Origin of the sequence: Photorhabdus sp. P32, assembly GCF_038085095.1 — a bacterium.
GTDB classification, from domain to species: Bacteria; Pseudomonadota; Gammaproteobacteria; order Enterobacterales; family Enterobacteriaceae; genus Photorhabdus; species Photorhabdus luminescens.
Window position 1 is genome coordinate 14,940 of record NZ_JAZGJN010000263.1, and the last position, 25,311, is coordinate 40,250.

Sequence of the window (25,311 nt, forward strand, 5' to 3'; positions counted from 1 at the left end):
CATTGAAAGCTCAGCATGACTAAATCTCCAATGGAAAGCAGGGGAACGCGCCCGCGCCATATATCAATGAGGACCATAAGCACGTTCTCATCAATAACATACTGTGGCTTCACTGAATCTGCTACCGTTACTCTGCAACGTTAGGAGGGTTTTTCATTTTATATTCAGTTGGTTAGGAAGTTTCAATTCTCCAGGCCATATCAGGCGATGGAGAGAAAAGCCAGTTGAGCGAACCCAAACTGGCTGTTTATCCGAATGAAACTCAAACACAGTTTGTGTCTCTGCGTTTACCAGCACCTCATCCAGGAAAGAGCACTCCTGGCTCAGCAACTGCGACACATACAGGCTTTTTTGTCCCTACAAGAAATAAGGGGAGTTCCAAATTCGTTGGCATCAACGGGTCTTCTAGTTGCTTTCAGACCAGTTTTCAACCTTCCCATCAGTGATGGTTGGTAGCCCCAAACACATCTTTTACAACGCGAAGGATAATTTTTCGATCCTCATTGATGAGTGAGGATTACAGCCTTCGTGCAGACTTCCATGCATGAACTTCATAACAGATGATTCATCCAGTTTTACTATGACCAGAATGTCTCTACCAAGTTCCTTGAGAAAGGATAAAAATAGATCCTCATTCAGAGACTCATTGCAGAAGACGTAGTTGTCATCGGCCGCTGGAATGAGAGGAGACAAAGTACGCTCCTATAATTAGTAAATGTACTATGTCCTGAGCCGAGCAAATATGTCCAGTTCGGCTAGTAAATTAACGTTAATTTGCTGTTTGTTTTTGGAGACCAGCTACCTCACTATAGCCGCAAAGCGACTAAGATGGTTCAAATATAGCTCACCTTTGCCGATCAGAAAACCCTGTAACTGTCCATTTTGGGCACTTTGGGATGTCAGGTTACAGATTGAACGCCTTTATACTTTACGTGCGTTTATCTGTTATCTGTACCTCAATCTAGGAGTATTTCTAATGAAGGAAGCACAAGCAGCAGTGGATACTAGTAACGAACGTAGCCACTACTCTCGCCCCGTATTCAAACAGGTTCTGAAAGTGAACAGCCTCCAAGCTCAGCGCGTCATGGAACGCAGCTTCGAGCGGGTATCCAACTCGTTATTCTCTATCGAAGTAATCCTGCGAATTATCGGGGAACAAAACGAAATCGACCAGGTGGAGAGCATCATTCTGGAACATATCTCTAAGGTGTCTGAAGATTTGGACAAAGCCACCATACAGCTCCAGAAACTGATGGAAGACAACGGTATCGACATGATGCCAGGCTACACCAACCCTAGCGAATACGCCATTGAAATCAATTCTCCACAAGTTGCTCAATTCGCTCACCAGATCCGCAAACTGGACAACCTGATGGGCATTGTTGATACACTCTGGTTGAATACTGTCCTGACCAGCAAACAGCGCACTGATGCCACTTACCAATGGCAACAACGCCTCATTAAGCTTGCTGGCCGCATCATTGGCATCGAGAAACGCGCCCGCATTTCTGCCCATACCAGAGGAAAGGAAAGTGAAGTGGCTGAAGCCGTTCCTGAGACTAAAACTGATGATAAAGAAATTGCGGATGAAGCAGAGAAAATCGAAACAGCAGCATAATTCAACCCACGAATAAAGCTTATACCCCTCAACTGAGGGGTTTTTTAACTTTTATGGTTGCATTTTTTGATGCCATGATAATATCTGGCAGTAAATTAGGTTCAACTGAGGCCCTACAAGGAGAACAATATGAAAAAAGTACTGATCACTACTGTCGCCCTGGCTGTATCCGCTCTGACTGGCTGTGTAACTAGCAACTATAAGCCAACAAAATACGAAACCAATCACAGTCGCGCCTACAACATCGCTAAGGCTGGCGCGTTGGTCACCGGCATCCAGGACACTTCTGTACCTAAAGGCGAACTGGAACGCCTGACCGACGCCAAAACTTTTGGGGCCGCTTATGTACTCTCTGGTTACGCCTCTCCTCAGCTCAATATGACCAACTGGCAAGGTGGTCTGGTTAATCTGCTTAACTGGGCAATAGGCTCTAAACAGCACGGTGGACGGAATAGCCTGATCAGCTGGATGCCTGCAAGTGAAGCTGTTTCCTCTGAGGATGCTCAGGCTAAAATGCTTTCACATGTGAAAATTTCTGTCGAGCGTTCACTATCAAACCTGGATGCGAAGTTCGCCCTGCTTTACGAAGAGAATGGCGACCTCGTCTATCATTTCTACAAACAGGACTGGAATTGCCCAACTTGGGTGGATGGAAAATCCGAGATATCGGATATGTGCGCTATCAAGGTTCGCATCGTGAAGCCTCGTGCTGGGATCGCTCCTGAGTTTGTTCACGGAGTTTCTGGTCAGATTTATGCGTTCACTTCCGGCCATGATACACAGTACAACCGGATCAATGTCATCAATGGTCACAACAGCCATACTCCGCAGCAGATGATTTACGCGGAACTGAGCAAAAATCTCCCTGCGTGGGCCTATCTATACCTGGCGCCTAAGCAAGTTTCCTTGGAAACCGGTGGCAAGGTGGCTTTCCCCTACCTACTGGAGCAAGGAAAACCAGAATTTTTTGTTTACTCTCAGTCATAAAAAAGGGGCCGAAAGGCCCTTTTTTATCTCCCTTTGCCACTTATGGGTGAGCCAGTTTGAGGGTCAATGCCGTTCGTTCCTTCACGACGTTTCGCATCGACATCAATACCTTTTAGACGCTCCAGCACCCTCTCTTGGGCATTCTTACGTGTACCGTCAATGTTGAAATCGTTACCTGTTCCAGTTATGGTATCCAAGTTGATTAAGTTGGGTTCTGGAAATTTACCGTTCTGTTGAAGGATTCCCAGCCATTCATCTAGGTTAACCTTTCTCCAGTCAATCTCAGCGATTTTGTCCATAGGGATGCCTCCACATTGAGGGTTCTTTGCATCACCGAAGTTCACGCCAAGTTGAGGACGAACTTGTTCTTGGATAATACGAGACAATGGTGAGTTAAAGCAGCAATAGGTTTCGCGTTTCTCAATACAAGCGCTTAACACTTTGGATTTGCAGTACGAACCAACATACGAGCAGTTCTTAAGTGCTCTTTTGGCGTTCATCGTGAACTCTTCCTCTTCGCACTTCCAAATTATCTGGATCATGACCATTGTTACGACGTAAATCGTATAGATTGTCATAGCGGTACTCAACCAAGTCATCGCTGTATTCATCATAGCTTCCGCCGCTTTTTCTGATGCCGCGGTTGCCGCCTTTTCTGTGGCCGCGTCCTGCCCTGCTGACTTGAACACATCCATCATTACCTTCTTGACCTGCTCTTTAAGTTGCTCGATGAATTGGTCAACAAATTGTTCCACTGGTTGGAAGAATGACTTGACGGCCCCAGACATATTCTCAATGTAGCTAGTGAAAGGTTTTGTCAATTCTGTCCAACCTTGAAGTACCGGCTCGCGCAGTACTTGGTAAGCGCCTTTAAGGGCATTGCCGTCGGTCAGCCCCATCACTGCGCCATCAAGTTTAGGCACTGCCATGATCAAGTTTAGGTAATCTGCCAACGAGATGTTAGACGGCTTCTCGCAGCAATCAGATACGCCCCCAACTGCGATCTTGCATTCACCGACCTCTCCAGCAAAAGCTGAACAAATGACGTTTTCGTCTCCCTTGGGATTGGTGTTGCCATCCATTCCCGTACATTTCATATCTTGCGTCATGAACTGAGCAGCGTTGAGCAGTGCTGTGGCGCGCGCAAAGTCTGTGCTCTGCGTCTTTGTCACATCAAGACAATCATCTCCCATGCAGCGGATAGGTCCCCCACACTGATACTCTGTCTCTTTTTCCAAGGTTGGTACAAGCACATCAGTACCACAGTCATAAGTATCTTCGTGGACATAACAGGTTCCAGATGTCCCCTGAGCGCCATCAACGCACTTAGAGCTGATGAAACCACATTGAGGGTTGCTCTCGTACTGTGTACAGCTATTCAGATTCCCCCCATTGTTTACCGGGCATTGAACCTCTCCCTGGGGATCAGTCCAACATTCCATCTGGCCTTTATAAAAATCGTAGTCTGCTTTTATTCTGGCTTTCTTGCAGAGTTTGGAAATGTTCGGTAAAGGCGATGGCTTGAGCTGAGATTCACAAATCTTGATACCGTTGATAACGGTACAACCTGTCGCGTCGGTTGGGTCATCAACGCAGGCGATTTCGCCGTTAGCAAACCCGTCAATGACCCCTTTGGCCGAATTCACACAGCTTTGCGGGGACCATTCATCCTTGGTTATTGCCTTTGCTGGGTCATAATGAATCCGAATCCGGCCATAACCCTCTCCGCCTCCAGTCACAGAGACACGAATCTTGAAAGATATGACATCCCCAGGTTTTACATTTTTAAAGTTGTTTGTAACATCGGTGTTCGGATTCACTTCCCAGCTTGTGCTTAACTCACATGCGCCAGCCGTCTCTGGAGGGAAGTTATTATTTGGTCCCTGCCATACTTTTTGCTCCTGCCCAGACTTACCGACCCAGACTTGCATGTAATCATCCCATTTTGCATATTCCAACACAGCACTGGTAATAGCATCAGGATTAGAGACTTGTAAGCGAGTAAATTCTTCATATATTGCACAATGCCCTGACCAATAGTTATCACCTACACGGCCAATCCACAGCTCAGCACAACCTTCACCGCAGGATTTCAAGTTATAAGGACCATCATAGTGCTTAACCACAGACGCGTCGTAGTCATGGACGACCTCACAGTCTGCGCTTTGGTCTACGACACGCTGGCAACGTTCGTATTCAGGGATATGGGTGTTGATCGTGTTTTTGTTTATCACTGTCTTGATAGAACAATCTCCAAACCCCTCAGCAATCAGATCCATATTCTCATAGGTTTTCTTACTGAGGTTTAGTACTGGATCATTGGAAAAATCAGGTCGCGACCGGTTGGCGGCATCAAGAAGTACTTTGTATGCAGCGCCGGAAATGGAAGGGTTTGGACGATTCGCATCTGTCCACAACGAATCTTTGGCGTTGTTTCCAACCTTGTCCATATTATCACCGGAGTCGTAGATCCCTTGTAGACTATCTATGTCTGGTTTATTGGCATCAGGGAAGTAATCGCTATCTGGATTATTGTTACTGTTGCTGGTTCCTGGAAATAGATCATTAACACTGATCTGGTTTCCACCATTCATCTGAAACTGACCATCTTTCAGGATTGGTAAGGAGATCGTACCATTTTGAGCAGTACCAGCATTCGGCTTGAAAGAGCTGGATAGGCTATGTCCAAAATTCTGAGCCTCTTTCCCTACCAATGTCATATCTTGGTCCTGGCCGCCGTTAGCATAAGAATGTATCGGTAGCACCGACATCGTCACTGTCAGCAGCGAGGCCATGATTCTCATGAAATATGTATGACTTCGCATCTTGTCCTCCGGCTTCAACCTTCCCATGCTATCTAAGAAGTTGGAGACTACTCGCATGTGGAGCGGCCCTTTTTGGGCACATTCAAAAACAACTGTTGTTGGATTCGCACGTAATCACGGTAAGCCCCTTTCTAGAGGATGACGGAGTTGAATAAGCGATAAACGCTGTTGATGAACGTTATTCAACATTGCAAGAGAAGCTATCAGCCTTTCAAAGCGAAGACAGAGTCAAGATCGAAGAGATAGGGCACGAGTTGCCGCAGCTTGAGCAACAAATGATGTCTGCTAAATTAAGATTTGCCCAAATAATAAACTCCACAAAAAAAGCCATTAAAAATCAATGGCTATAATATGGAATCTTATATAACTAGTCTCAGGTTGCCATCAGTGATTGCAGCAGTCATTCCAGCGCCAGATTGTATAGATCGGATCTTGACCGATGGCAGGGATTGTTCTTGCTAACCCCCAAGTTAGAATTGACTCACCAATAACGTGTGACGAATTAGTTTCTGGAACTGGGTGGAGCAAAGTGAACTTATATTGGGTCTTTGGCAAAGTCGGGCTAATTATTCCGCGGCACATAGCCTCAGAACCCATTGTTTTCCATGCCAAACCACGACGATGTAAAGCAGCAAGAACCCTGGTACTTAGCAGACTGCTATCACGAAGAACGCCTTTTCCTCCGTTTTGGTTGCCACTAAATGGATAAAGCATTCCCCATGATCCCGCACACCAAAAAAGTTGCTTGAGGGGTTTGCCGGCAGTCGAAGAAACCGCGTCAGCAGTACATGCTGCCGCTGCGATAGGATTGGCTACTGCTGCGGCTTCCGGGTTGGTAAAAAATGCCAGCTCGTCGTTGTTCCATGTAGGGTCTAGCTCTGACATGTACATGACATCCAGATCCATATAACCGTCAGCATTGCAGGTCTGCTTGATGAAGAGATCGAGCATCACTAGGAGCGGGAAAGCGTAGTAGTGATAGTGCATGAAAGAGCCGTCTCCACCATCCATATCACCTTCACCGTGATGTCCCTGATTGGTGCGATCGAACGGGAAACGCACACCATTCAATACGGATGAGCAGCCAGGTACTCGCTGAAACTCAACAAGACGAGCTGGCTCCCACATGGAAGTCGTCACTCCTGGCCGAGGTACGCCAAGGTTGTCCTCACACATACAGAGTGGGTTGGATACCGCTTCGCTCGGGAATGAACCACCGGAGCCGCTGATGGGGACTCCAGCTACCTTTATCGGGAAGATACAGCTCCAACAAATGTCGGTAATTAACTTCCCGCCAATCACTTCTGCATTCTGGCAACCAGGATCAGCTAATGCCGATCCGACCCATAGAGCCGCGCTTGCGGCCAGTAAGCGTAGAGATTTTGCTATCATGGTAAGACCTTTACAGCATTCAAATGTTCGTTCAATTTGCGCAACCACAAGATTGCAGGCGCCAACATTTTTTATTGGTTAGAGTCACTCATCACTTTCCTCTGCGAATTCTCTGATGACGAATTTCTTATTTCTGGCCGTGATGATGCTCGGGGTGAACTCCAGCTCAAACCTAGAGATAATATCTGGCGTCAAAAGGTAAACTGGCGCATCAAAGAGGTCAGTTACTTCCTTGTATGAATCCCATCCCTTACCTTTATCAAACTGAGTTGCAATGTAGATGATTCGATGAATGCCTGGCTCTTGTTTTATCGTTAGCAGAGCATTGTTTAGCACTTTCATCTGCTTTTTATCCAGAGGGTCAAAAACAACAACTGCCTGAGTAAATGGGCGAGTATCCAATGGATTAATAATCGCCCCTTGTTTCGCGATCAGTGTTCCATCCGGTGCTGAGATGTCACTGGTGATCATGATGCTCGGAGTAATCTCGCGGGTTCTGGATTTTTTGGCCGATGGAAGTTCGTTGAAATTCTGCTTGATCCAGAATCTCTCAATAGCTTGTTTTTTCTTCTCTTCCCAATTGATGTTGGCAAGACGTTTTTTCGCCACTTCGATCAAATCTGGCTCACTAATGTCCTCGATAGGTCCCTTGACTCCGAAGTCCTTTTTCTCGCCGTTCTTTACCTCTTGGCTAAGCCATGTCGGATCGGACAGCCCAGAAACCTTAGCTATCGCCTTCGGTGGGTCCTCAAGCTGCGGTTCATCGTTTAGCATCACTATTGTTGGTACTGATGTTATGTTGTACGTTTTAAACAGTGTCGGATTGATGATAATGTTTGGTACCGGATTTTTTTTTGCAGCTAGTGTCTGGATAACTTTCACTCCTTGTCCCAGGTTCATTCCCTCGGGAATGCCCCGAAAGACAACAACGGCATCAGGATTACCCGATATTGCAGATAACACATCATCTAGTCCCTGATCTCCGAGAGAGAGCGAGGCGAATACTAAGATTTTGTGGTCGGTGTAAATACTCTTTTCGGCTTGCTTAAGTCTCATTTCCTTCAATGTCGGATTGGTTGACTGGAGCTGTTTAAAAAATTCTGCAACTTCAGCTTGAGCAGCATCTATGTGTGGGTTCTGCAACCACGCAGGGTTCTCTTGCTTCCCTGCCTTCTCCACAATTTGTCTTCCTTGCCCGATAAGGGCTTTATCTTCGATAGTGATCGGGGATTGTTCAGCAGATGCAACCCCAGCCATTAGCACCAATGCAGCGACAAGTTTAGAAAATAGGGTATGCGCGGCCAATGATTTGGTCATCTTTCACAATCCCCCAATAACGAGAGTCAAAGCTGAAAGGGCTTTTACCCATGAACCAGTAATTACCTTTATCCAGAATGGTCTTCCCGTAGAAGTGGCTTTCAGGCAGATATAATTTCCTTGCGAGCTGTAAACCTTCTCCGACTTGGTTCCCATTCACTGTGATTTTCCATTTATCATTGATTACCACAGTATCGCCGGGCATCCCGGTCAGGATTTTGACCATGCGTGTACCATCCTTGTAGAACGGTTGCATGTTTTTCGCAGAGAATGCATACACAGCGCCGCGTTCTAGATTCTGATCTTTCAGATCAATAAGGAAGAAGGTGTAACCTGGCAAGCATTTTTCCTGCTGCGAGTCAATACCAATCCGGTAGCGGCTTGCAAATGCAATACCGGCTACCCACAGCGCCAACAGAGTTACCCCTACTTTGACCCCAAAGCGTTTCCAGGGTTCTTTTTTTACCAAGAACTTCACTTAAACGCCTCCTCAGGAAGGTATACATCACTCGGCGCGCCAATAACGACACTGGCATCCAGTACCAAGTAGCCAGCTTCCTTAAGCTTTAAGATGGCATTATTGGTTTTCACCATCAGCTTTTCGATCTCTTCCTGAGAGGCTCCCGCTGGGTAGGATAACGCGACTTTGGCAAAATCAACCACGACTACTGGCGGGGATTGATTGAGCCTGTTTTGAATACTGACCATCTGTTCCTTCATAACAAAGTAAGAGCCGCCGAAGCCACTGACAACGCCCAGAACAGCAGTGATAAAGATTGCTTTGATATTCATTGCAGTTTCCTTGGTTAAACGGCCTGTTGACGGCTTTGCATCACGGCCTTGATCGCTTGTGGGATGCTCATGCCTTGTTTCACAAACTGGTCGATGGCGTTCACATCAACCGGATCGGTTGAATACAATAGCTTCTGGAAATCACCTACGATCAAACGGCCAACACCCATGCCGCTCTTTGATTTAATGAAGATTTCTGAATATACACCTTGGATGGTGTGAACAGTTTTTAGGGTATGGAATCCACCTTCGGAGAGCGTCAGGCGACCACTGCGTTTCACAGACTCTACGGTCTCCTCGGTCTGACCAAGCAAGTACATACTGGCTGAGTTTTCCGCGATGGCACGGCCAACGGCATTCTCGTAGAGATCGTTGATTGATTGGGTTGCAATCACAACTGAACCCCCGTATTTACGGAACTTACGGTAAGCATGCTCCATGAACACCGAAACTTCTCCCTCTTTGAGTAAGTCCCAAGCTTCATCCACTATGACGACTTTCTTTCGGTTACGCTCACCTAAGAAGACTTCTTGCTGAATTTGGTAGATGAGTTGGAGAAGGACAACTTGACGGAGGTGTTTGCGCCCTTGCAATTCATCGAGTTCCAGAACTGTGAACTGGTTCTGGAAGCTGACGTTGTTCTTCCATGCGAAATATTTCCCGTAATTGCCTTGCGATGTGAAGGCGTAGAGCTGCATACCAATGTCTTTGAGGCGCTGGTCTTCACTTTCCAGGCAGCATTTAGCAATGTCATCGACCTTCATCTCTTTGCCTTTCCTTTCCCACAAACGAGAAAGAACTTGTTTGAGAGCCGAAATCTGCCATTCATCCAGTAGACCTTTAGCTGACGCCATTGTACCGACTAAGCTGACGATGGCGTCTTCTTCATCTTCGTAGTTCTCAATCAACTCAAATGGGTTAAGGCACACATCTGTCCCTTCCTCGAAGTGGACGAAATCACCTTTGAGCATCTCCGCGAGTTTTTGGTAGGATTTTCCAGCATCAATAACCCAAACTTGGGCGCCTTCGGACAGATAGGAAAAAATCAACTCGTTAGTCAGGAAAGATTTACCGGAACCGGATTCCGCAGCGATCACTAGGTTTTTGTTGGTATTACTGTCGTGAAGGGACAAACTCATGAGTTGTCCATTGCGAGAAATAAGGGCCGCATGATAGGTTCCTGTTCCCTTCCATTCCCCGAAGATGGGCAGTAGAACAGTGGCTTGTTCCGTGGTCATGGTTTTGTAGCGGAAGAGATCGCGAACAGCATCACGGTCAGTACAGAATGGCAGGCAGTTCAGGAGCATCGGAAGTACAATGAACTTGTCTTCCATAAGCTCGAAGCGAGACTCTCGCCAGATGTTCCGGGCGGCCATTGCAGCGGATTCCGCTCGCTCTTTAGTCGGCGCGAAAATCACTACTGAATAAGTGATTTTGATAGGCTTAGCGCCTTCTTTCATGGATTCATAAAGTGTATCGAAGCTCTCTTTCTTGTCTGCCAGCACTGGCACGAATTTTAGCATTGGGCCGTATGCTTGGTTCACTGTGAATTGGCGTTTACGTTCGAGAATATTCTTGGTGTTCTCGGCCTCAGGGAAGAACACATTAGTGACGACCATGTAGTTCTCTTTAATACTCGAATTCCCGCCACTGAGATCCCCGGCATAGGTAAGCGCATCTCCGAAATAGAACACATCAGGTAGTTTTTTGGCCGACATCACTTTGACATGGTAATCACCAAGACGAATGCTATCCTTGCTGACCTCAAGATCGGTGCTATAGTCAAATATTTGTTCGCAGATTGGCTTATCCATCTCCCAATCAATCGAGTCATTGCGCCAAGAAGTTTCAGACCCCCAATTAATCATGGTATTCATGATCCGGATATAGTTCACCGCAGTCATAGTACGCGGACGCAAACCAACCGTCTGGAGAGACGATTCAACCTTTGTCCTAAGCAGGATCAGTTGCTGTAGTTCGTTGTCAGTGGGGGTGTTGCCTTTGATCGGTACTTTGCAAGTCACAAACAGCTTAAGATCCTGAATCAGTCCATTATCGTAGACGCCCTTATTGGTCTTGGCATAAAGCCGATCTGTTGTGTGTTGCTGCAAAAAGTTAATTCGTTCCTTGATGACAGAAGTCAACAAGTTGTGGCGGAAACCATCCCGCAGCCCTATCATTCGGAACATCTCCTGATTAATGTCAGGGGATCGAAATAAAACAAACTGGAGAGTCGTTTTAGAAGGAAACTCTTGGTTCAAGAATCCGTTCACACGTTCTTGGATCTTCTCATCTGCACTGCATAGAGGCTCACACATAAAACCAAAGCCAATGCTATGATCATCCATAAGAAAAACGTGTTCGTCTTCACAGTAGGCCAACACGGGAATAATCCCAGCAGCCCTGAAGTGCTCTGGGATTAATGTATCAGCCATCTTTTTTTTGACGGTTACTATCATTCAGCACCTTCCAGCCATGATTTCAGGTTATTAGGTCGTCCTTTACTCACCCGGCCATCTGGAGCCACGACAAATGGAACTCCTTCAATCCCAATAAAGTGGCTGATCAACAGAGTTTGGTCATACTGTCCGGGGTCACAAGAAGTTTTTGGCGGCAGGGAACCCAGAGTATTATTCATTAAAGCGTTAAGCGCATGGCTCTTGTCTTTGGCACAGTAAAGAGATTTGGCAAGACGGTTTGATTCAGCTCCAAGCGCTGGTATCACAATGAACTTAAAGGTGTAATCGTCCACCAGAGACTTCGCATCGCTCATCAGCTTGTGACAAATGGCACAACGAGGATCGACAAATACGACAACTTCCTTGGAACCATGCCCCATTGAAACGGTGTTCAACGTGTCAACATCCATTCCCATGCTTTTAAAATGAATTCTCTCTGCTACATCTCGCATCTGAGACATGGTATTTAGCGGTTTTTTGCTCCAGAGATCGTAAATTTGTCCTGTGATGACAAATCGCCCGTTCTCTGACAGGAATAGGATTTGCCCATCGCTCTCAACTGCCTGAACTCCTTTGATCGGTAGCTTCACAATGTCTTCTATCTTAGCCGCCCTAGTGTCCGTAATCTCCAAGGCATGAGCAGATGATGTAAGCCCCCCCAACACCACTAATGCTCCAAGTATTTTTGTCCGCATGTCTATCTCTTCAGTTGGATTACTGGATGTTGGGCAGTGTATCTGAGGGGGAGAAACAGACTCGCCTCTGTAATAGCCCAATTTGGACAACTCTAGAGAGAAACAGAAAAAGCCCGTTTAAAATCGGGCTTTGTTATGTCAATTAACTTCAATTTAGAGTGACAACTTCAGATTTACCACCAGAATCGTCAATACCAATTAGAGTGATTTTGGGCATTATTGAACTTTTCCGTTTGCTAATGGTGAGGCGATCTGCGGTTATTGCTTGCTTCTCTCCTCCTACTGTCCACTCATAGCTCTTTATTCGGCCATCTTTGTCTTCACACTCAGCATAGACAATCCATGATCCAATGGTTTCACGGGAACGAATAGCGCAGGTTGGGAGCTGGTTCTTTGCCACTTTTAGAATCAGGAGTCCCTCTACTTCATGCCCCATCTCTGACATCACCTTGAGCTGGATCTTGTGCTCACCGGCAGTCAGTGTTGTGCGGCCATAAAAGCTTGTACTTTCCAATGGTTTCCCATCTACGATAAACTGCCGTGTGAGAATCTTGTCTCTTGGGTGTCCTCCAGAGATGTAGGGACGTAGTAGTACATCCAGCGGTTCACGGTTATTCGGGTTGGAACCGGAATACTGTAAATCGATTACATATTTCTCAGCTTCACCTAGTTTTACAGATTCCTCGAGTACCGACTCATTACCACGAGCATCACGGATTTTGAGTTTGATGTTGTACTCACCGGCCTCCTTAAGGGTGAATGACCGTACTGGCGATTGTTTCTGGTCTTCGACCACCGCATCTTTCGGTAACTCCCATTCATACACCGGTTCTTCCAGCTTCCCAGAGAACCCTATTGGCCTGGCATTGATTGTGATTGTCGCAGGCGCTACATCTGCGGTCTTCCTCACCTGCATCCCAAATTTAGGCCATACGTACTGCCAGAGCTTGGAGTGAATTGTGTGTGAAGCCTCTGCCCCTTTATTCCTGAACCCTTCAATCCAAGCCGTATAGGTTATTGCTATCTTTTCCTTCGCTAAATCCTCTTCGCTCGGTGTGTATTGGGCAGTATCTCCCTCTACTTTCTTTCCATTCGGCAACGTAAAAAATCCTTTGACCTGTACATCCATCCCCTTGTAGGGCAGGCTGGTATCCGCCTTGAAAGTATACGTTTTTCCAGTCTCAATCACGCTCGGTCCCGATACATACGGACGTGGAGGCTTTACGGCCCTGAACTCCACCGCTGTCTTGGCGACTCGGTAAGCATAATCATCATCTGCCGGAGCCTCCTTTGCTCTGACTCGAACCCATAGCTTGACTCGGGTATCGGTATCACGGCTCAGGCTGATGGATGGTCCTTGTTGCTCATAGGTTTTGCCATCATCGGTGGACCATTCGATCACGACATCAGAGCTACTTACCTCCTGATCATTAACCATCGTTTTTGTAGTGAATTTTCCCTCACTCCCTACAAATAGCGTTTGTGGCCCTGTGATTACCAATTTCGGCTTATCGTAAGCAATCACATCTACTATTTCAGTGTAAGCTTCAGCTCCGGAGTTACGGTTGATCACCTTGGCTCGAACCTTATATTTTCCCTTCTCGAAGGTTTGTACCAATTGGTACTTATAGCGCTCCTCTGGAGTAAAGCTTTGCCAAGTCTTACCATCATCTTTACTTACATCCCACACTACATTACCAGTTGCGCGATAATCTTGGCGGTCGGCTAGTTCCAGCGTGAAAACGGCTTTGAATGGCGTTTCACCAGAAAGACGACGCGCTACTACCTTGGCGGCAATAGTTCCCCCTCTCAGTACCGTCAGGAACGAAGGGCGAGTGGACTGTACAACGCGAGAGTATCCCTCTATTGGTGTGTTCAGGACTGCTTCTGCGACGATACGTATCGAGGGCGCATTTACCTTGGACAAGTCCACATTGAAGTTCGCCTCGCCCGACGAACTCTCCACATAGTCAGTCAATGTCTCTACTTGGTCATAAGCCATCTGTCGGATCAAACGGACCTTCCAAGTCCCCATTGTGCTAGCATCATAGGCTCCAGTCGGCTTGTATTGATCACGGATCAGTACTTTTACTGGTAGGGGCTGAGTGTCGATAGCGGTATCCCCCTGAACTTCGACTATTGGCGCGATGCTGTACGGCGGAGTTGAAATTGTCCGGTACACCGCCTCAGTTTTTACGTCAGGTACTTTGTTATAGGCTGCCTTAATCCGGTAGATGGTTTCTTCCCAGAGACCTCGTTGGTCTGTATTGATACGGCGGTACACCGTGGTGTTGCCCCCTCGTCCCGGTGAGAAAGTCTCTGACTCAAGAGTGTCATCGTTCCGGGTAATCGCAATATCCAGATCAGCTCGTTCTGAGCTAATTGCCGCATCTCCCAGATAATCCCCAAACATCGGCACCATGTAGATATTGTCCTTGAAGTTGTACTTCGAAGAAAGCTCGATAGTGGGTGCTGACGGGTCAATAGCTTCAATATCAAAGGTTTGATCATTCAGGGTGATGCGGGTGCCATTTTTACTGTAAGCACTAATACGCCAACCTAGGGTATGTGTACCTTTTTCAGTTAGAGTGCCCGAAAGCCCCGGGATGGTGGTGTTTTGATCCTGCGTCAAACCATCCGGGATAGTCAGCCACTCGAATAGACAAATACGGCTCAGACTGCCAGCATATTTAGTGGACGCATCACGCTTGGCTTGATCTGCATTGAGTGTCAGTGAGCAAACTGTGCCCAAATTCTGGGTAAACCGCACATCGAAGCTCTCGATGACTCGATTGACCTGTGCGATTTCACTCCCTGGTGTGTAACCGATAGTACCGTAAGCCGTTTTGACCACAAGATTACGACTACCGCCTCCCACTTTGACCTTGCTGCCATCTCCACTGAAGAGATAAAGGCTGTACTCGACAGGCTGTTCCCCTAGGCTGACGGCTTGTCCGATTAATCCTGCCAGCTTAAGCCCGTCGGTTTCTTGGGTGCTTTGTTCTGACTCATCGGGAGTTCTGTCCCATTGCAGTAAACACACTGGGTCACGGATCGGATCTGCCCGGCGAGCTTCTTCTTCCTTGGAAGTGAATCGGCAGGACACCCCTGTCTCTGGTAAAGCGAAGATTTTCACTGGGTCAATGATCTGCTGTATCTCCCAGCTCTCGGCAGTCAGTTTCGCAAATGCCTTCCAAGTGTGGATGTCGAGCACTAAGATCGGAGCGTTAGGCGCTGCTGTTGTGACTAGTAAGCTGGAGGTGCCAACGACATCTGGAATAGCTGGTTTAACTGGGATGCTGAGCTTGCCGCCTGATGAGCTAAAATTGTGCTGGCTCATAATGCTCATAGTTTGCCCCGGTTCAATTCGGACGCCGTTCACTATCAATGGTACCTTGGCATCGGAACGCAAAGTGGCAAAGACATCATAGACCCCTTTAACTACTGAGTTATCATTCAACATTAGTGGTTTGGTTTCGATGATTCGGCTACCGTCAGCATGAGTAAATTCATGCGTTACAGCAGGAATCATCAGCTTGCCGTCCATACCATCAGCCAGCGTAACTTGGCGTGGTTTGTACTCGAATCCCACTCCCTTCTGAACAATGTTTCCTTGTGCATCCTGACCCTTTACGGTAAGAGTATAGGATTCACCGGTTTTCAAGGATGGGAACATCACAGGATATTCTAAGCGGAAACGACCTTTCGACTCCTCACGCCACGACAATTGAACCTTATCTGTCGCTGGCCCGCCCACAAGAGAAATAGAGGTCAGTTTAGGGGAAGGGTCAATAGCATCTGAGAGAGTGACGATAACATCGTCCAACGTCCGTATGCTGGAACCATCAGAAATGCTGATGGTCATTATTGGCGCAGTGCGGTCAGATGTGATTTGAAACATCGGTTGTTTTGTTAAAGGTCCGTGCATCTCTTCTGCCGCAGCAACCAAGTTAAACTGTCCTTCTGGCAGGGTTTTTAGATCCCATTGATAGGTATAATTTTCCCAGTTGTTCGCAATGAGTCCACCCGTAGGAGACAATTTGTTACCCTTGCTGTCCTCTATCCAGGCTTCCTTCAAATGTAGACGGTCAAAGTACGAACCTCGACCAGCTTGTGTAACGAACAGTGTAAAAATCTTATTCGCTGCATCGTAGCTTTGAGTTAATTGTGGATAGTGTTGATCGTTCCAGTTCACTTCTGCCCACATTGGATTAGACATCAAGGATTTTTCTGGGTTGTACACTGTCACATTATCATGGATATAACCCGTGGTACCTTTTTCCATAGTGAAGCTATTGGAAATAATACAATTGTCCTGCCCAATGGGTATTTCGCAGCTTCCGCGGTGTACGGCTGTTTGAACATACTGGCGAGGCTCAACTTTCACTCGAATTTCGTTTACTGACACTGGCAGAATTGAATTCTTGACCCAATAGCGATACATAGATGACCACCCAATATCGCTATAGTTGTAATCCACACCCAGCAACTTTGGGCTTTGCGGCGCCGAGGGGGAAAGTGTCAAGTTGTAGCTAATTTCTCCTCCACCCCATTGACCGAAGTTGACCCAACGCCAATAGTTCCCGTCTATGTGACCATAAGGTGATGTTGTCACGAGATACACGTATTGGCTGTCTTCGCTAACCTTACTCATCTCTCCGAGAGAGTTAAACATCTTGATACCGCCTTCGTGGTATTCGTGCCAGTTGTTACGTTCTACCCGCCAAGCCAACTTAATTGGGTTAGTTTTGACAGTCATCCCACTTTTATACGGAACAAATCCAGATAAACCATGTCCAAGATTATGATTAGAATCAGGGTCAAAAACCCCGAATGGTTCTGGCGGCGCATTGGTAATATTGTCGAACATCATGCTCTGCAACGGAGTTGAAAATACGTTGCCAGCTTCGTCAGTAATAACGAACTTGGTTTTAAACACTTCATCCAGGTTTGAATTAGGGAAAAATCCAAAGTCATAACGCACTCTGACTTGTTTGTTCGTTTCATCGTAACCAATATTATCTTTTTCTTGGAAAAGAGAACCATCTTGACGATAGAGCAGATATTTGACCTGTTTTATCGGGGAGGCGTCTTTAATGTCGGAAAGGATAAAGGCGTTTTCTTCCGAGCCTCCAGTACCTAATTTCCAGAGGTCTCCTGATGTTGTCTGGCCGTAATTAGTATCCGAGACTGTCCAAGAACCCAGCGTTGGCGCAGTGGTATCAACTATCCAGTCATATTGATCGGTCTGTACCGAGGAACTATCAGCGGCTAAAATCTCAGCCTTGAGTTTATAGGTTCCTTCATCAGGTGCAGGGAGTTGCAATTCAGCGCCGTAGTAAGACTTGTCTCCCACAGTGATGCGGTCTGTTGCCCCAAGAAGGTGACTAGTCGCTGTTGAAACCACGGTACCATCCAGCTTGAGAACTGAGATTCGTACCTTACGGTCGATTCCCGCACTCAAGGCAAATTTGATATTGCCTGTCGGGTTGGCATAGGTGGTGTTCAGAGACAGAGACCTTTGCGTACCATCTGGAGCCTTAAACGAGTATTCCAGCAGTTCTGCATGAGCTACTCCAGCGGTCATAGCCACCAAAGTGCCAAACAAAGCCAGAAATCTATGCCTTAGCTTAATCATCTCATTCTCCATTCATATCGAGTTACAAGAACCCAATGTTGGAGGTTACTAGAGGGACTCAAAAAGCATGAGCTGTGTAGGCGCCCTTTTTGAGCAAAACAGAAAGTACCTTGAAGGTTGTTTGGTCAGAATATTTCTGTGAGGCAAAAATAAGGGCAGCATTTGAGCAGCCCCTATAACTCATTCAAAAACAGCAGAAAGTATCGATTAGATTAGGCCATTGCTGAGTTGTACAACTGGGACGACCTTTTCCACATGTTCCAAAGTCGCTGACATGATAGATTCCACTACCGTTGGAGAGTTGTACAAGCCCATACCGCCGCCAATTCCAATAGCAAACGCCATCAGGCTCTGACGAGCGATACCAGCAACAATACCAACCAGAATCATGGCGCCCGCAACGATTCGTCCCAAAGTACCTTGGGTCCAATCCTTTAAGGTAGTCCATACGTCGTCAAACGCTGTACCGCCGGTACCTGCATGGGCCTGATCCGGTATGAGCAAGAATGCTGCCGCCATCAACCCTAGCAGGAGGAAGAGGGGGTTATTTTTACTTGAGGCGTTCGCCAACTGATTTGCGTTCATAATGAACATCTCCTATTTAGTTATTTTAGACTTTGGTTCGTGTTTTACCGTTTGCAGCGGTCTCAAAACTGGTTCACTTTGCGGTGTGCCATCTCCAATTACCCACCTACGCGGTTCGATTTCGGTATATACATACCCTGTTACAATGAGATCCCCATTGGTGTCCTCCCACGGAGCCACCCAAATCCGCATAACCTGTGCTGGTGTGCGAATTGGAATTGGGCGATCTGGAAGACGCGGAGCAACATAGTTGTTAATCACTGCATTTTCAGAGTTAGCTGAGTTCACTGAAACGTTGGAGGAATGTTGGTCACCTGCTTTCGCTTTGGCCTTAACTTCTTCTGGTTTCATAGGTCGTGGAACATTTCCGTCATTGGTAGCAGCATAAACGTCTCGTGCTGACATACACTGAACGCCATTTGGCATACCAGGGCAGCTATACTCATCTTTGCCGATGTTAAAGGCGGAACAACCGGATAGTGCTATTAAAGTTGTTCCTATCCCCAACATCTGCACGAATCTTACGGGTAGTTCCTTTTTAGCTTGGTCCCTGTAACTGCCTTTTCTGGTCAAAATGGTCAAAAATTTCATTCCTTAGTTCCTCCGGTGGAACGAATTCGTAACTTGGTACCCTTGGTCACGATGATGTCTACTTTACGGCCAGCATCGACTTCTATGACAGGGAAAATCCCCTCGGCCATATCAATGTAGAACTGGGCGATACGGTCTAGCGCTTTACTTGCCCCCTTGACAGCGGCTCCCTGCATCATTTGACCGGAGAAAACGGACTGGTATTTAGCACCAGAGCCAGGATGAGTATTAATTACGGGGACGGGGTTGACATCGAACGCTTCTGAAACGCCTCCTAAGAATCCCGCCATCAGGCTCTTGGCAATGATTTGCCCTTGCTTTGATACCACGCGGCCACGAACCCCGGCTTTACCGTCTTCACCGACTGCGTAGGAATCGAGACGAGCTTCAATAACGCCGCCGTCCTCACGAACACAGGAAAAAGTTTCGCCACGCAGATAAGCCCTCTCAGAACTCAGGTCGCCATAACCAGACACAATCAAGAAACACTCTCGCACATCAGCTCTGAATCTGTTGGGAAGGATGGCTTCCGCCTGAATCCGCATAGTGGATGGGAACGGGTCGCGGCGAGCGCCTTGGGATGTGGGCGCATCCATACCGTTAATTAAGACCCCAGTGAGGATGGAGCCTGATGGTAAATAGAGAGAATCGTTTTGTTCATTCTTAACGCTTTTATTCGCTTCTGGTGCTTTTTGTGAATAACTTACAATCTGAATGCCAGGTTTGGTTGCATCACGGCCATCGCCTTTACTGCCAGCAGGAATTCCACCTTTTGAGTCCGGTAGCGGAGCATCACGGAAAAATGATACAGGGTCTTTATAATCCAACTTTTGGTCCATTAACTGGCTGCTATCAGTAACGGAGTTGATTTGGGAATGAGGATCGGATGAAGCGCCGTCTCCAGAGCCAGATTTGCTATTCTCGATTTTCTTTGTCAGCGCCTTGTTCTGATTGATCAGATCATCAATGTCCTGGCGCAGATGAGCGAGTTCACGGCTAACATCTGTGGACTTGTCTGAAGCGCTTTTATTCCCTTCTACCTCCTTTTTAACTCGCTCTAACTCCTTTTTTAAATCAGAGTTCTCACGCGAAACCATCTTCACATCAGCAGATAGAGAATCGATACCAATCTCACGGGTGTTCTTGTCGGTCAGTACGTGCCGGATGGTTTCCTGACGGCCGAGCGTCTCTTTTTTCGGAGACTTGCCAGAAAATATTGTCACGACAGCAAAAAGCGCGAGTACGCCACTAACAATCGCTACATAACGCTTTTTGTTAGGGTCAAGCTCAGTCCAGTAACGCTTGATCATTGAGCAACTCCCAACAATGAAGGCCGCTGAGAGGCTGACGCAATACCTCGTTTCTGCTTCTTCGCAACATAGATCTCCGTCTTTTGGCCCGGTTCTAGTACATTCAGCGGCCATGTCGTCACCGCCGCCACATCCCAATTGCCGCACAGTGCTTCTTTAAACTCGATGGGTTGGTTCGAGACATTCTGAGCAATACCAACGAACACGTTCAAGTGATGCCCCATGAAGTATTGGCCCTTGGAGAAGTCAATTTTCACTCTAGGATGAACGCAGCTCGGTACTACTGCGCTGACCGGGATTTGATTCATGGTATATCCCTGAGGAACTTCGCCAAGGGCGATCTTACGGAAGACAGAGCGGACAGTTTCCACATAAGGCTGACTCTGCTCCCATGCCTCAGCTTTGGTGTTTACGTACATGCCGGTGCTCCTCATGCCGCCATCGAGCTTGAGAAAAACTTCTCTTGGCGGAATACGGCGGGGCATCATTGTCAGGCTGAGAGCTTGCACTTCGGTGCCTTTTTCCGTAATGAACATAGTCACAGGATGTTGCTTATCCGTCGCAACATACACTACGTTTTCTTTGATACAGACTTCTCCACATTGCCCTTCTACGTTGGAGCTAGTCAGCGATGTAGAGACCACTTCAGGATCACTGAATGGCGTTACAATGCGGTTCGGGTGACCAATCGCGATAGGAATGATTTGGTTAACTCCCGGTTTCATGGTTAGGAGTGGGTTTTCGTTCACGCTACCGACCACTTCAGCACTGTTAGGCATTGGTGTCGGTACGCCCTTTTTCATAACACTAGCTGGGACGACAGGGATATCGTCCGAGGAATAGGCCACTGATGATCCAAGTGCTAAGGACAGTGCCAGAAGTAAAAAGTTAGCTTTATTCTTCATGCTTTCTCTGGGTCTCTTCTTTGCGTTTAAGCTGCTCTAACACAGTTGTGGTACGAGGTTTGCCTGCATAGGTGTCGATGTAGTCCAATACAGGCGCATAGTTGGCAATCTTGACAACGAACTCGTATGTGCGTTCGCTGCGTTCTTCATTAGATGAGGCTCCTTTGATGTAGGAGTACCCATAGATAAACACCTTATCGCTCTTGATTTCGTACTCTACGAAGCGGGGTTCAAATCGCATAGATACGCGGTCGTTCTTGATCTGTAGAGCTTGGATTTCGATTACATCAATCACATCCTGATAGATGTTCGGGGCGAGAAGAGGGCTGATTCGCTCTTTGACAAAATCCACGGTTCTAGGCGTGACATTCCCCAAGAGCTGGGCAAAAGCAAACCCCCATGCTTCCTTGTAAGACTGGGAAGCATTATTCTTCGTCACCCAAGCCTCTTCTGTAAGTGTGAAGGGCTGGATTGTGACGATGGTTTCCTTGCTGAACACTTGGATAACCAGCAGGAAAATAATAGCGATCAAACCACTTTGAAAGATGCGACCCCATTTATTTTCGGTTTGAGATCCCTCCCAAGTTTTAAGATACTTTTTCAGATTCAAGGCAAATACCTCCGAACAAATGGGTTTTTGAGAGACTTAGCTTTGGTCATAAGGAACCCGGCCCAGTAGATCATGTGGAGCAAATATCCATCTGGATGGTTGTCTCTGAATCTCCGGTACAGGTTGGTTATGAGCAATCCACCCAGAAAGCAGATCAGAGCTTTACCGATGATGACCCCTATCGTCAGTCCCAACAGCATTGGGACCAACTCATCTGCGCCCCACAATAGCAGATGGGGTGGTTCATCGACCCGGCGTGGTATCTTTACTGGCTTCATTGCGACCCTCTTTATTTTCCTAGGGGCTTGTATTCTCAGCCAGGACCATCGAATTTTTATCACGGCTTCACGCCCTTTTCGGGCATATCTGGCGACAAATGGGAAGGAAAAATAGTGGTGAAAAACTTTCACATGTGAAAATTGAACAGCAGCTAATGGTCGCTTCGTATCATCTTTTCACAGCGAAGTTCTTTACAGGTATCTCGTGTCTATTTTGGGGCTTCACCATATTTGGGGCTTCATCACACACGTTTTTGGAGATTGCCGAAAGTCAGTCCAACCAGGACGCAGCAAGCCATCATGGTTAGCGGAATGATCACCGGATTGAGCGCTATCGGAATAAAGAACGTGATAAACAGTCCTGCTATTAAATAGAGCGTTCCACGAACGCTGTATCGGTGGATCACTGGGCTTGCATAGTCGAAATTAGTTCTTTTGATCTTCCAAGTCATCATTCCGTCATAAATGGCTGGTAGGAAGAGAATCAGCATGTAAGGGGTCCAAGCCATCAGCAGCGCCAGCCTGGTATAGAATTGGTAAATCACGTTTACTAAAGCCTCCATTCGTCCTTTTACCCAAACAAACCAATCTTGTCCCATGTTCTCCATGCCTGTGGACTTCTGACGCTCCTTTTCGGACGGGATCAACAGATAGTACATGCCCTCGTAAAATTCGGAATCAATGATACTGTCTCTAAACCAAGTGGAAGCCTTCTCTTGAATCCAATCTCGTGCTTCAACGCCAAGGCTTTGTTCCACCAATACGGACTCCTGCTTAATGGCGCGATCTATCCAATTCCCTGGTATCAACAGGAGAATCACCAGAAGTTCAATGACCAGCAACCATACGACCAGTAACCACGGCTTCTTCATAATTCGTTCTCCTCAATACAGTTTTCACGCTCTCACAGGTGATCAATTCGTATAGTAAGCCTCTCAGTGAAGCTTCATCTTCATGCGGCTGTGGGTTAATGGACAGTTTTCCAGGGTGAGATGATAGCCAAAGCGAAAATGGCTCCCCGCAATCGACGGACCAGGTATTGCCATTACTATCGACAATTTGCACTTCAAGAGCGCGGCAGGTTTCAGTGATCAACGTATCGAGGAAGGCGCCTATTCTGGCTGGGTCTTCATATTTTTCCTGTTGTTTGTGAAAGACGAGCTGGCTATAGCGTAAGAGAGCTTCTTCAATGATCGAATAGATGATGGGTTCTTGGTTTGCCTTGATGCCATCGGTGATATAGCAGCTCAGCTTTTCAATGATGGTTTCCGATGCAGGCCAATCGAATTGAAGAATACTCAAAATATGGGCGTTCTTGCGATCACGATTTTTTAATTCATTTATCATTCTGTCGAAAGGGTTCATGTTGGCCATGATGTCAACCTCGTAATCTTTGTACTTCTTGTTACACATAGTTCAGCCCTTACTAAGTCAATATGGGTAGGCGACCTTTCACGATTTTGCCGCCTGAAATTTTGGCTATATATTCCAGATTTGGAAGCATTCCTAAGAGTTGAGCTGGAAACAGATCAGCTTCTTCTTCCACCAGACGTTCACCTTGGTTGCCTCCATGCATGATGGGTTCCTTACCATCAGAATTTTGCCCTTGGGTCCGCATTACATACTTGAGACGGGTCTTCGGCAGGTTGTCTGTAATATATTCCTGAGTTTCATTGTCAACGACACGCAATGAAAAAGTGTTATTGATGTTGCCGAGTACTTGTAGAGCTTTGTCCTTGCTGCCCATACGCGCCGTAAAGTCAGCAAGTGTTTGGGTTGCAACGAAAAGACGGAGTTTCGCGCCACGACCTTTGTTCAAGAGTTGGATAAATGGATCATTGATTACCTCAGCCGCCTCATCGACAAAGATATTTACTGGACAGTTGTTGATGCCATAGTTGTATCTGTCACCGGCAACCGCAGTAAGGTCAGATAAGAAGATGGAACCCATTGCACTGCTCACCATGTTGTCGGTGAGTGAATCCAGACCGATATAAGCTACTTGAGCATTGTTGATAATCTTGGATGAATCGGTGATCTGGCGAATATCATTGAGATCATGTACATCAGGTGAGAGCAATGGTCCCAATTCACCAGATGTCAACATGCTCATGATAGGCAGCAAACTTGCTACCATTTTAGAGAAGTGGGTTTGGTCATGTTGGAACATATTGAGTAGACCTTCAAGGTCAGAGTTGGGGTGCTCCGGTTGTATTTCATCGTAATAGAATCGCACTAAAGCGGAAGCCTGTTTCTCACGAGGGCCATTGTTCACTTTCTCAAGATACGGAGCGACTTTGACTTCCCAATCCGGGACCACTCGTTCGGCATAACTCTGTACCGATTTAACCACTAAGCCTGCTGCGCCGCCTTCAAGGAATCGACGTAATTTTGTCAGGTTAGGGCGTTCATGTATCATTACCAAGCCTTGGGCGATGTTGTTCAAAGCTTGCCAGCCAAACGATTTGAACGGATCAACACCTGTTTCTGAAGGAATTAGAGCGGCCAAACGACTGGCGATCTCAGTGACGCGAGTGAAGTTTCGTAACGGATCAATCCGAACAGATTCTTCTGGGAAGGCCGGTTGGAACATTAAAAAGCGTTCTGGCTGTCCCATTGATTCACATGCGCGTCTGGCGTTATCACGCATTTCCTTGTCGCCTTTTGGGTCAATAATGATGACAGCTTCTCCCCTCAGGATCGCCTGGGAAATGAGGATATCGAACATCCGGGTTTTACCGGCTCCTGTAGTACCTACGATCAGAGAGTGCCCTTCAGTATGTTTAAGGGGCTGCATCAGCTTTTCTTCCTTGGGTTCTACGCCATGAATCCAAGTATGGCCGATAGGTTCCTCTTTTTTCTTACCGCGGACCTTCTTGACTATCTTTTTTAGTATGGATTTCTGCCCGACGATGGAGGTCCAGTCACGCTTCAAGATCTCAAACACTCGTTGAGCGTGACGGTTTTCCCATATGAAACCACTGCCAAGCCACATCTCATCAGGTGAACCTTTAATGTATTTTTGTAGCTCTCTTAGTGAGATGAACTCAAGATCCCTACCGAGAAGATGTTTCTGGAGCAAGTGGAGCTTGATAGCCTTAGGTAATCGAGCCATAGCCATCACACCGCAAATTCCGGTCATCCAGTAGAATGGTTCTGGTGGCATAGTACTGATCTGTTCAACCGCCAAAGCAGTGCCGGAAGCCGCCAACCATCCGCTTACTGCTCTCTTTTCATAGTTCGGCCGCCACGGCATGTCGTAGGCAAGCGGGTCATAATTTATTGCCATGTTCTGCTCTCCCTCTTCTT

At 46.9% G+C, this 25,311-nt stretch carries 19 protein-coding genes; 2 read left to right on the forward strand and 17 right to left on the reverse strand.

The features are described 5' to 3' along the window. Positions 1-997 precede the first annotated feature (997 nt). Positions 998-1,618: a hypothetical protein gene (locus V2H77_RS12065; protein ID WP_445935482.1), complete on the forward strand. Its 621-nt coding sequence runs from the start codon at positions 998-1,000 to the stop codon at positions 1,616-1,618. Between the two features lie 129 nt (positions 1,619-1,747). After that, the gene (locus tag V2H77_RS12070) at positions 1,748-2,605 is read left to right on the forward strand and encodes a hypothetical protein (protein ID WP_341498976.1); all 858 of its coding nucleotides are present in this window, start codon (positions 1,748-1,750) and stop codon (positions 2,603-2,605) included. A gap of 23 nt (positions 2,606-2,628) precedes the next feature. On the opposite strand, the gene traN is transcribed toward V2H77_RS12070, so the two are convergent. The 17 genes from traN to traD all read right to left on the reverse strand — a co-directional run bounded on the left by traN (position 2,629) and on the right by traD (position 25,258). Then, positions 2,629-5,487 carry a conjugal transfer mating pair stabilization protein TraN gene (gene traN, locus V2H77_RS12075; RefSeq protein WP_445935483.1) on the reverse strand — a complete coding sequence of 953 codons (2,859 nt, stop codon included), beginning with the start codon at positions 5,485-5,487 and terminating at the stop codon, positions 2,629-2,631. Between the two features lie 327 nt (positions 5,488-5,814). Beyond that, entirely contained in the window at positions 5,815-6,822 is a 1,008-nt protein-coding gene (locus V2H77_RS12080; RefSeq protein WP_341498978.1) for a TraU family protein, read from the reverse strand. A gap of 84 nt (positions 6,823-6,906) precedes the next feature. Then, on the reverse strand, positions 6,907-8,139 hold the full coding sequence (locus V2H77_RS12085; protein WP_341498979.1) for a TrbC family F-type conjugative pilus assembly protein: 1,233 nt from the start codon (positions 8,137-8,139) through the stop codon (positions 6,907-6,909). After that, positions 8,102-8,617, reverse strand: a complete 516-nt coding sequence (locus tag V2H77_RS12090; protein WP_341498980.1) for a S26 family signal peptidase — start codon at positions 8,615-8,617, stop codon at positions 8,102-8,104. Before V2H77_RS12090 ends, V2H77_RS12085 begins: the two co-directional genes overlap by 38 nt. Next, positions 8,614-8,931 carry a hypothetical protein gene (locus V2H77_RS12095; RefSeq protein ID WP_341498981.1) on the reverse strand — a complete coding sequence of 106 codons (318 nt, stop codon included), beginning with the start codon at positions 8,929-8,931 and terminating at the stop codon, positions 8,614-8,616. Before V2H77_RS12095 ends, V2H77_RS12090 begins: the two co-directional genes overlap by 4 nt. Positions 8,932-8,945: 14 nt before the next feature. After that, a complete protein-coding gene (gene traC, locus V2H77_RS12100; RefSeq protein ID WP_341498982.1) occupies positions 8,946-11,390 on the reverse strand; it encodes a type IV secretion system protein TraC in 2,445 nt (814 codons plus the stop codon). Next, complete coding sequence (locus tag V2H77_RS12105; RefSeq protein WP_341498983.1) at positions 11,387-12,166, reverse strand: DsbC family protein; 780 nt, start codon at positions 12,164-12,166, stop codon at positions 11,387-11,389. The genes traC and V2H77_RS12105 overlap by 4 nt, the downstream gene beginning before the upstream one ends. Before the next feature lie 67 nt (positions 12,167-12,233). Continuing rightward, on the reverse strand, positions 12,234-17,723 hold the full coding sequence (locus V2H77_RS12110; RefSeq protein ID WP_341498984.1) for an Ig-like domain-containing protein: 5,490 nt from the start codon (positions 17,721-17,723) through the stop codon (positions 12,234-12,236). A 207-nt stretch (positions 17,724-17,930) separates the two neighbouring features. Then, positions 17,931-18,308, reverse strand: a complete 378-nt coding sequence (traA, locus tag V2H77_RS12115; protein WP_445935484.1) for a TraA family conjugative transfer protein — start codon at positions 18,306-18,308, stop codon at positions 17,931-17,933. 12 nt (positions 18,309-18,320) lie between these two features. After that, on the reverse strand, positions 18,321-18,899 hold the full coding sequence (traV, locus tag V2H77_RS12120) for a type IV conjugative transfer system lipoprotein TraV (RefSeq protein WP_341498986.1): 579 nt from the start codon (positions 18,897-18,899) through the stop codon (positions 18,321-18,323). Beyond that, positions 18,896-19,996, reverse strand: coding sequence for a TraB/VirB10 family protein (locus V2H77_RS12125; RefSeq protein WP_445935485.1), 1,101 nt, complete (start codon positions 19,994-19,996; stop codon positions 18,896-18,898). The genes traV and V2H77_RS12125 overlap by 4 nt, the downstream gene beginning before the upstream one ends. A gap of 209 nt (positions 19,997-20,205) precedes the next feature. After that, a complete protein-coding gene (locus tag V2H77_RS12130) occupies positions 20,206-20,970 on the reverse strand; it encodes a TraK domain-containing protein (RefSeq protein ID WP_341498987.1) in 765 nt (254 codons plus the stop codon). 133 nt (positions 20,971-21,103) lie between these two features. Beyond that, the gene (locus V2H77_RS12135; RefSeq protein ID WP_341498988.1) at positions 21,104-21,724 is read right to left on the reverse strand and encodes a TraE/TraK family type IV conjugative transfer system protein; all 621 of its coding nucleotides are present in this window, start codon (positions 21,722-21,724) and stop codon (positions 21,104-21,106) included. After that, complete coding sequence (traL, locus tag V2H77_RS12140; RefSeq protein WP_214053500.1) at positions 21,721-22,002, reverse strand: type IV conjugative transfer system protein TraL; 282 nt, start codon at positions 22,000-22,002, stop codon at positions 21,721-21,723. The genes V2H77_RS12135 and traL overlap by 4 nt, the downstream gene beginning before the upstream one ends. A gap of 242 nt (positions 22,003-22,244) precedes the next feature. After that, positions 22,245-22,874 (reverse strand): DUF4400 domain-containing protein, encoded by a 630-nt coding sequence (locus V2H77_RS12145; RefSeq protein ID WP_341498989.1) that lies wholly within the window; start codon positions 22,872-22,874, stop codon positions 22,245-22,247. After that, complete coding sequence (locus V2H77_RS12150) at positions 22,831-23,376, reverse strand: hypothetical protein (protein WP_341498990.1); 546 nt, start codon at positions 23,374-23,376, stop codon at positions 22,831-22,833. The genes V2H77_RS12145 and V2H77_RS12150 overlap by 44 nt, the downstream gene beginning before the upstream one ends. 52 nt (positions 23,377-23,428) lie before the next feature. Further along, positions 23,429-25,258: a conjugative transfer system coupling protein TraD gene (gene traD, locus V2H77_RS12155; protein ID WP_445935486.1), complete on the reverse strand. Its 1,830-nt coding sequence runs from the start codon at positions 25,256-25,258 to the stop codon at positions 23,429-23,431. Between the last annotated feature and the right edge of the window lie 53 nt (positions 25,259-25,311).

Coding starts and splice junctions, on each gene's coding strand:
- V2H77_RS12070 (WP_341498976.1), top strand. CDS start 1,748: ATGAAAAAAGTACTGATCACTACTGTCGCCCTGGCTGTATCCGCTCTG.
- traN (WP_445935483.1), bottom strand. CDS start 5,487: ATGCGAGTAGTCTCCAACTTCTTAGATAGCATGGGAAGGTTGAAGCCG.
- V2H77_RS12080 (WP_341498978.1), bottom strand. CDS start 6,822: ATGATAGCAAAATCTCTACGCTTACTGGCCGCAAGCGCGGCTCTATGG.
- V2H77_RS12085 (WP_341498979.1), bottom strand. CDS start 8,139: ATGACCAAATCATTGGCCGCGCATACCCTATTTTCTAAACTTGTCGCT.
- V2H77_RS12095 (WP_341498981.1), bottom strand. CDS start 8,931: ATGAATATCAAAGCAATCTTTATCACTGCTGTTCTGGGCGTTGTCAGT.
- traC (WP_341498982.1), bottom strand. CDS start 11,390: ATGATAGTAACCGTCAAAAAAAAGATGGCTGATACATTAATCCCAGAG.
- V2H77_RS12110 (WP_341498984.1), bottom strand. CDS start 17,723: ATGATTAAGCTAAGGCATAGATTTCTGGCTTTGTTTGGCACTTTGGTG.
- traA (WP_445935484.1), bottom strand. CDS start 18,308: ATGAACGCAAATCAGTTGGCGAACGCCTCAAGTAAAAATAACCCCCTC.
- traV (WP_341498986.1), bottom strand. CDS start 18,899: ATGAAATTTTTGACCATTTTGACCAGAAAAGGCAGTTACAGGGACCAA.
- V2H77_RS12125 (WP_445935485.1), bottom strand. CDS start 19,996: ATGGTTTCGCGTGAGAACTCTGATTTAAAAAAGGAGTTAGAGCGAGTT.
- traL (WP_214053500.1), bottom strand. CDS start 22,002: ATGAAGCCAGTAAAGATACCACGCCGGGTCGATGAACCACCCCATCTG.
- V2H77_RS12145 (WP_341498989.1), bottom strand. CDS start 22,874: ATGAAGAAGCCGTGGTTACTGGTCGTATGGTTGCTGGTCATTGAACTT.
- V2H77_RS12150 (WP_341498990.1), bottom strand. CDS start 23,376: ATGGCCAACATGAACCCTTTCGACAGAATGATAAATGAATTAAAAAAT.
- traD (WP_445935486.1), bottom strand. CDS start 25,258: ATGCCGTGGCGGCCGAACTATGAAAAGAGAGCAGTAAGCGGATGGTTG.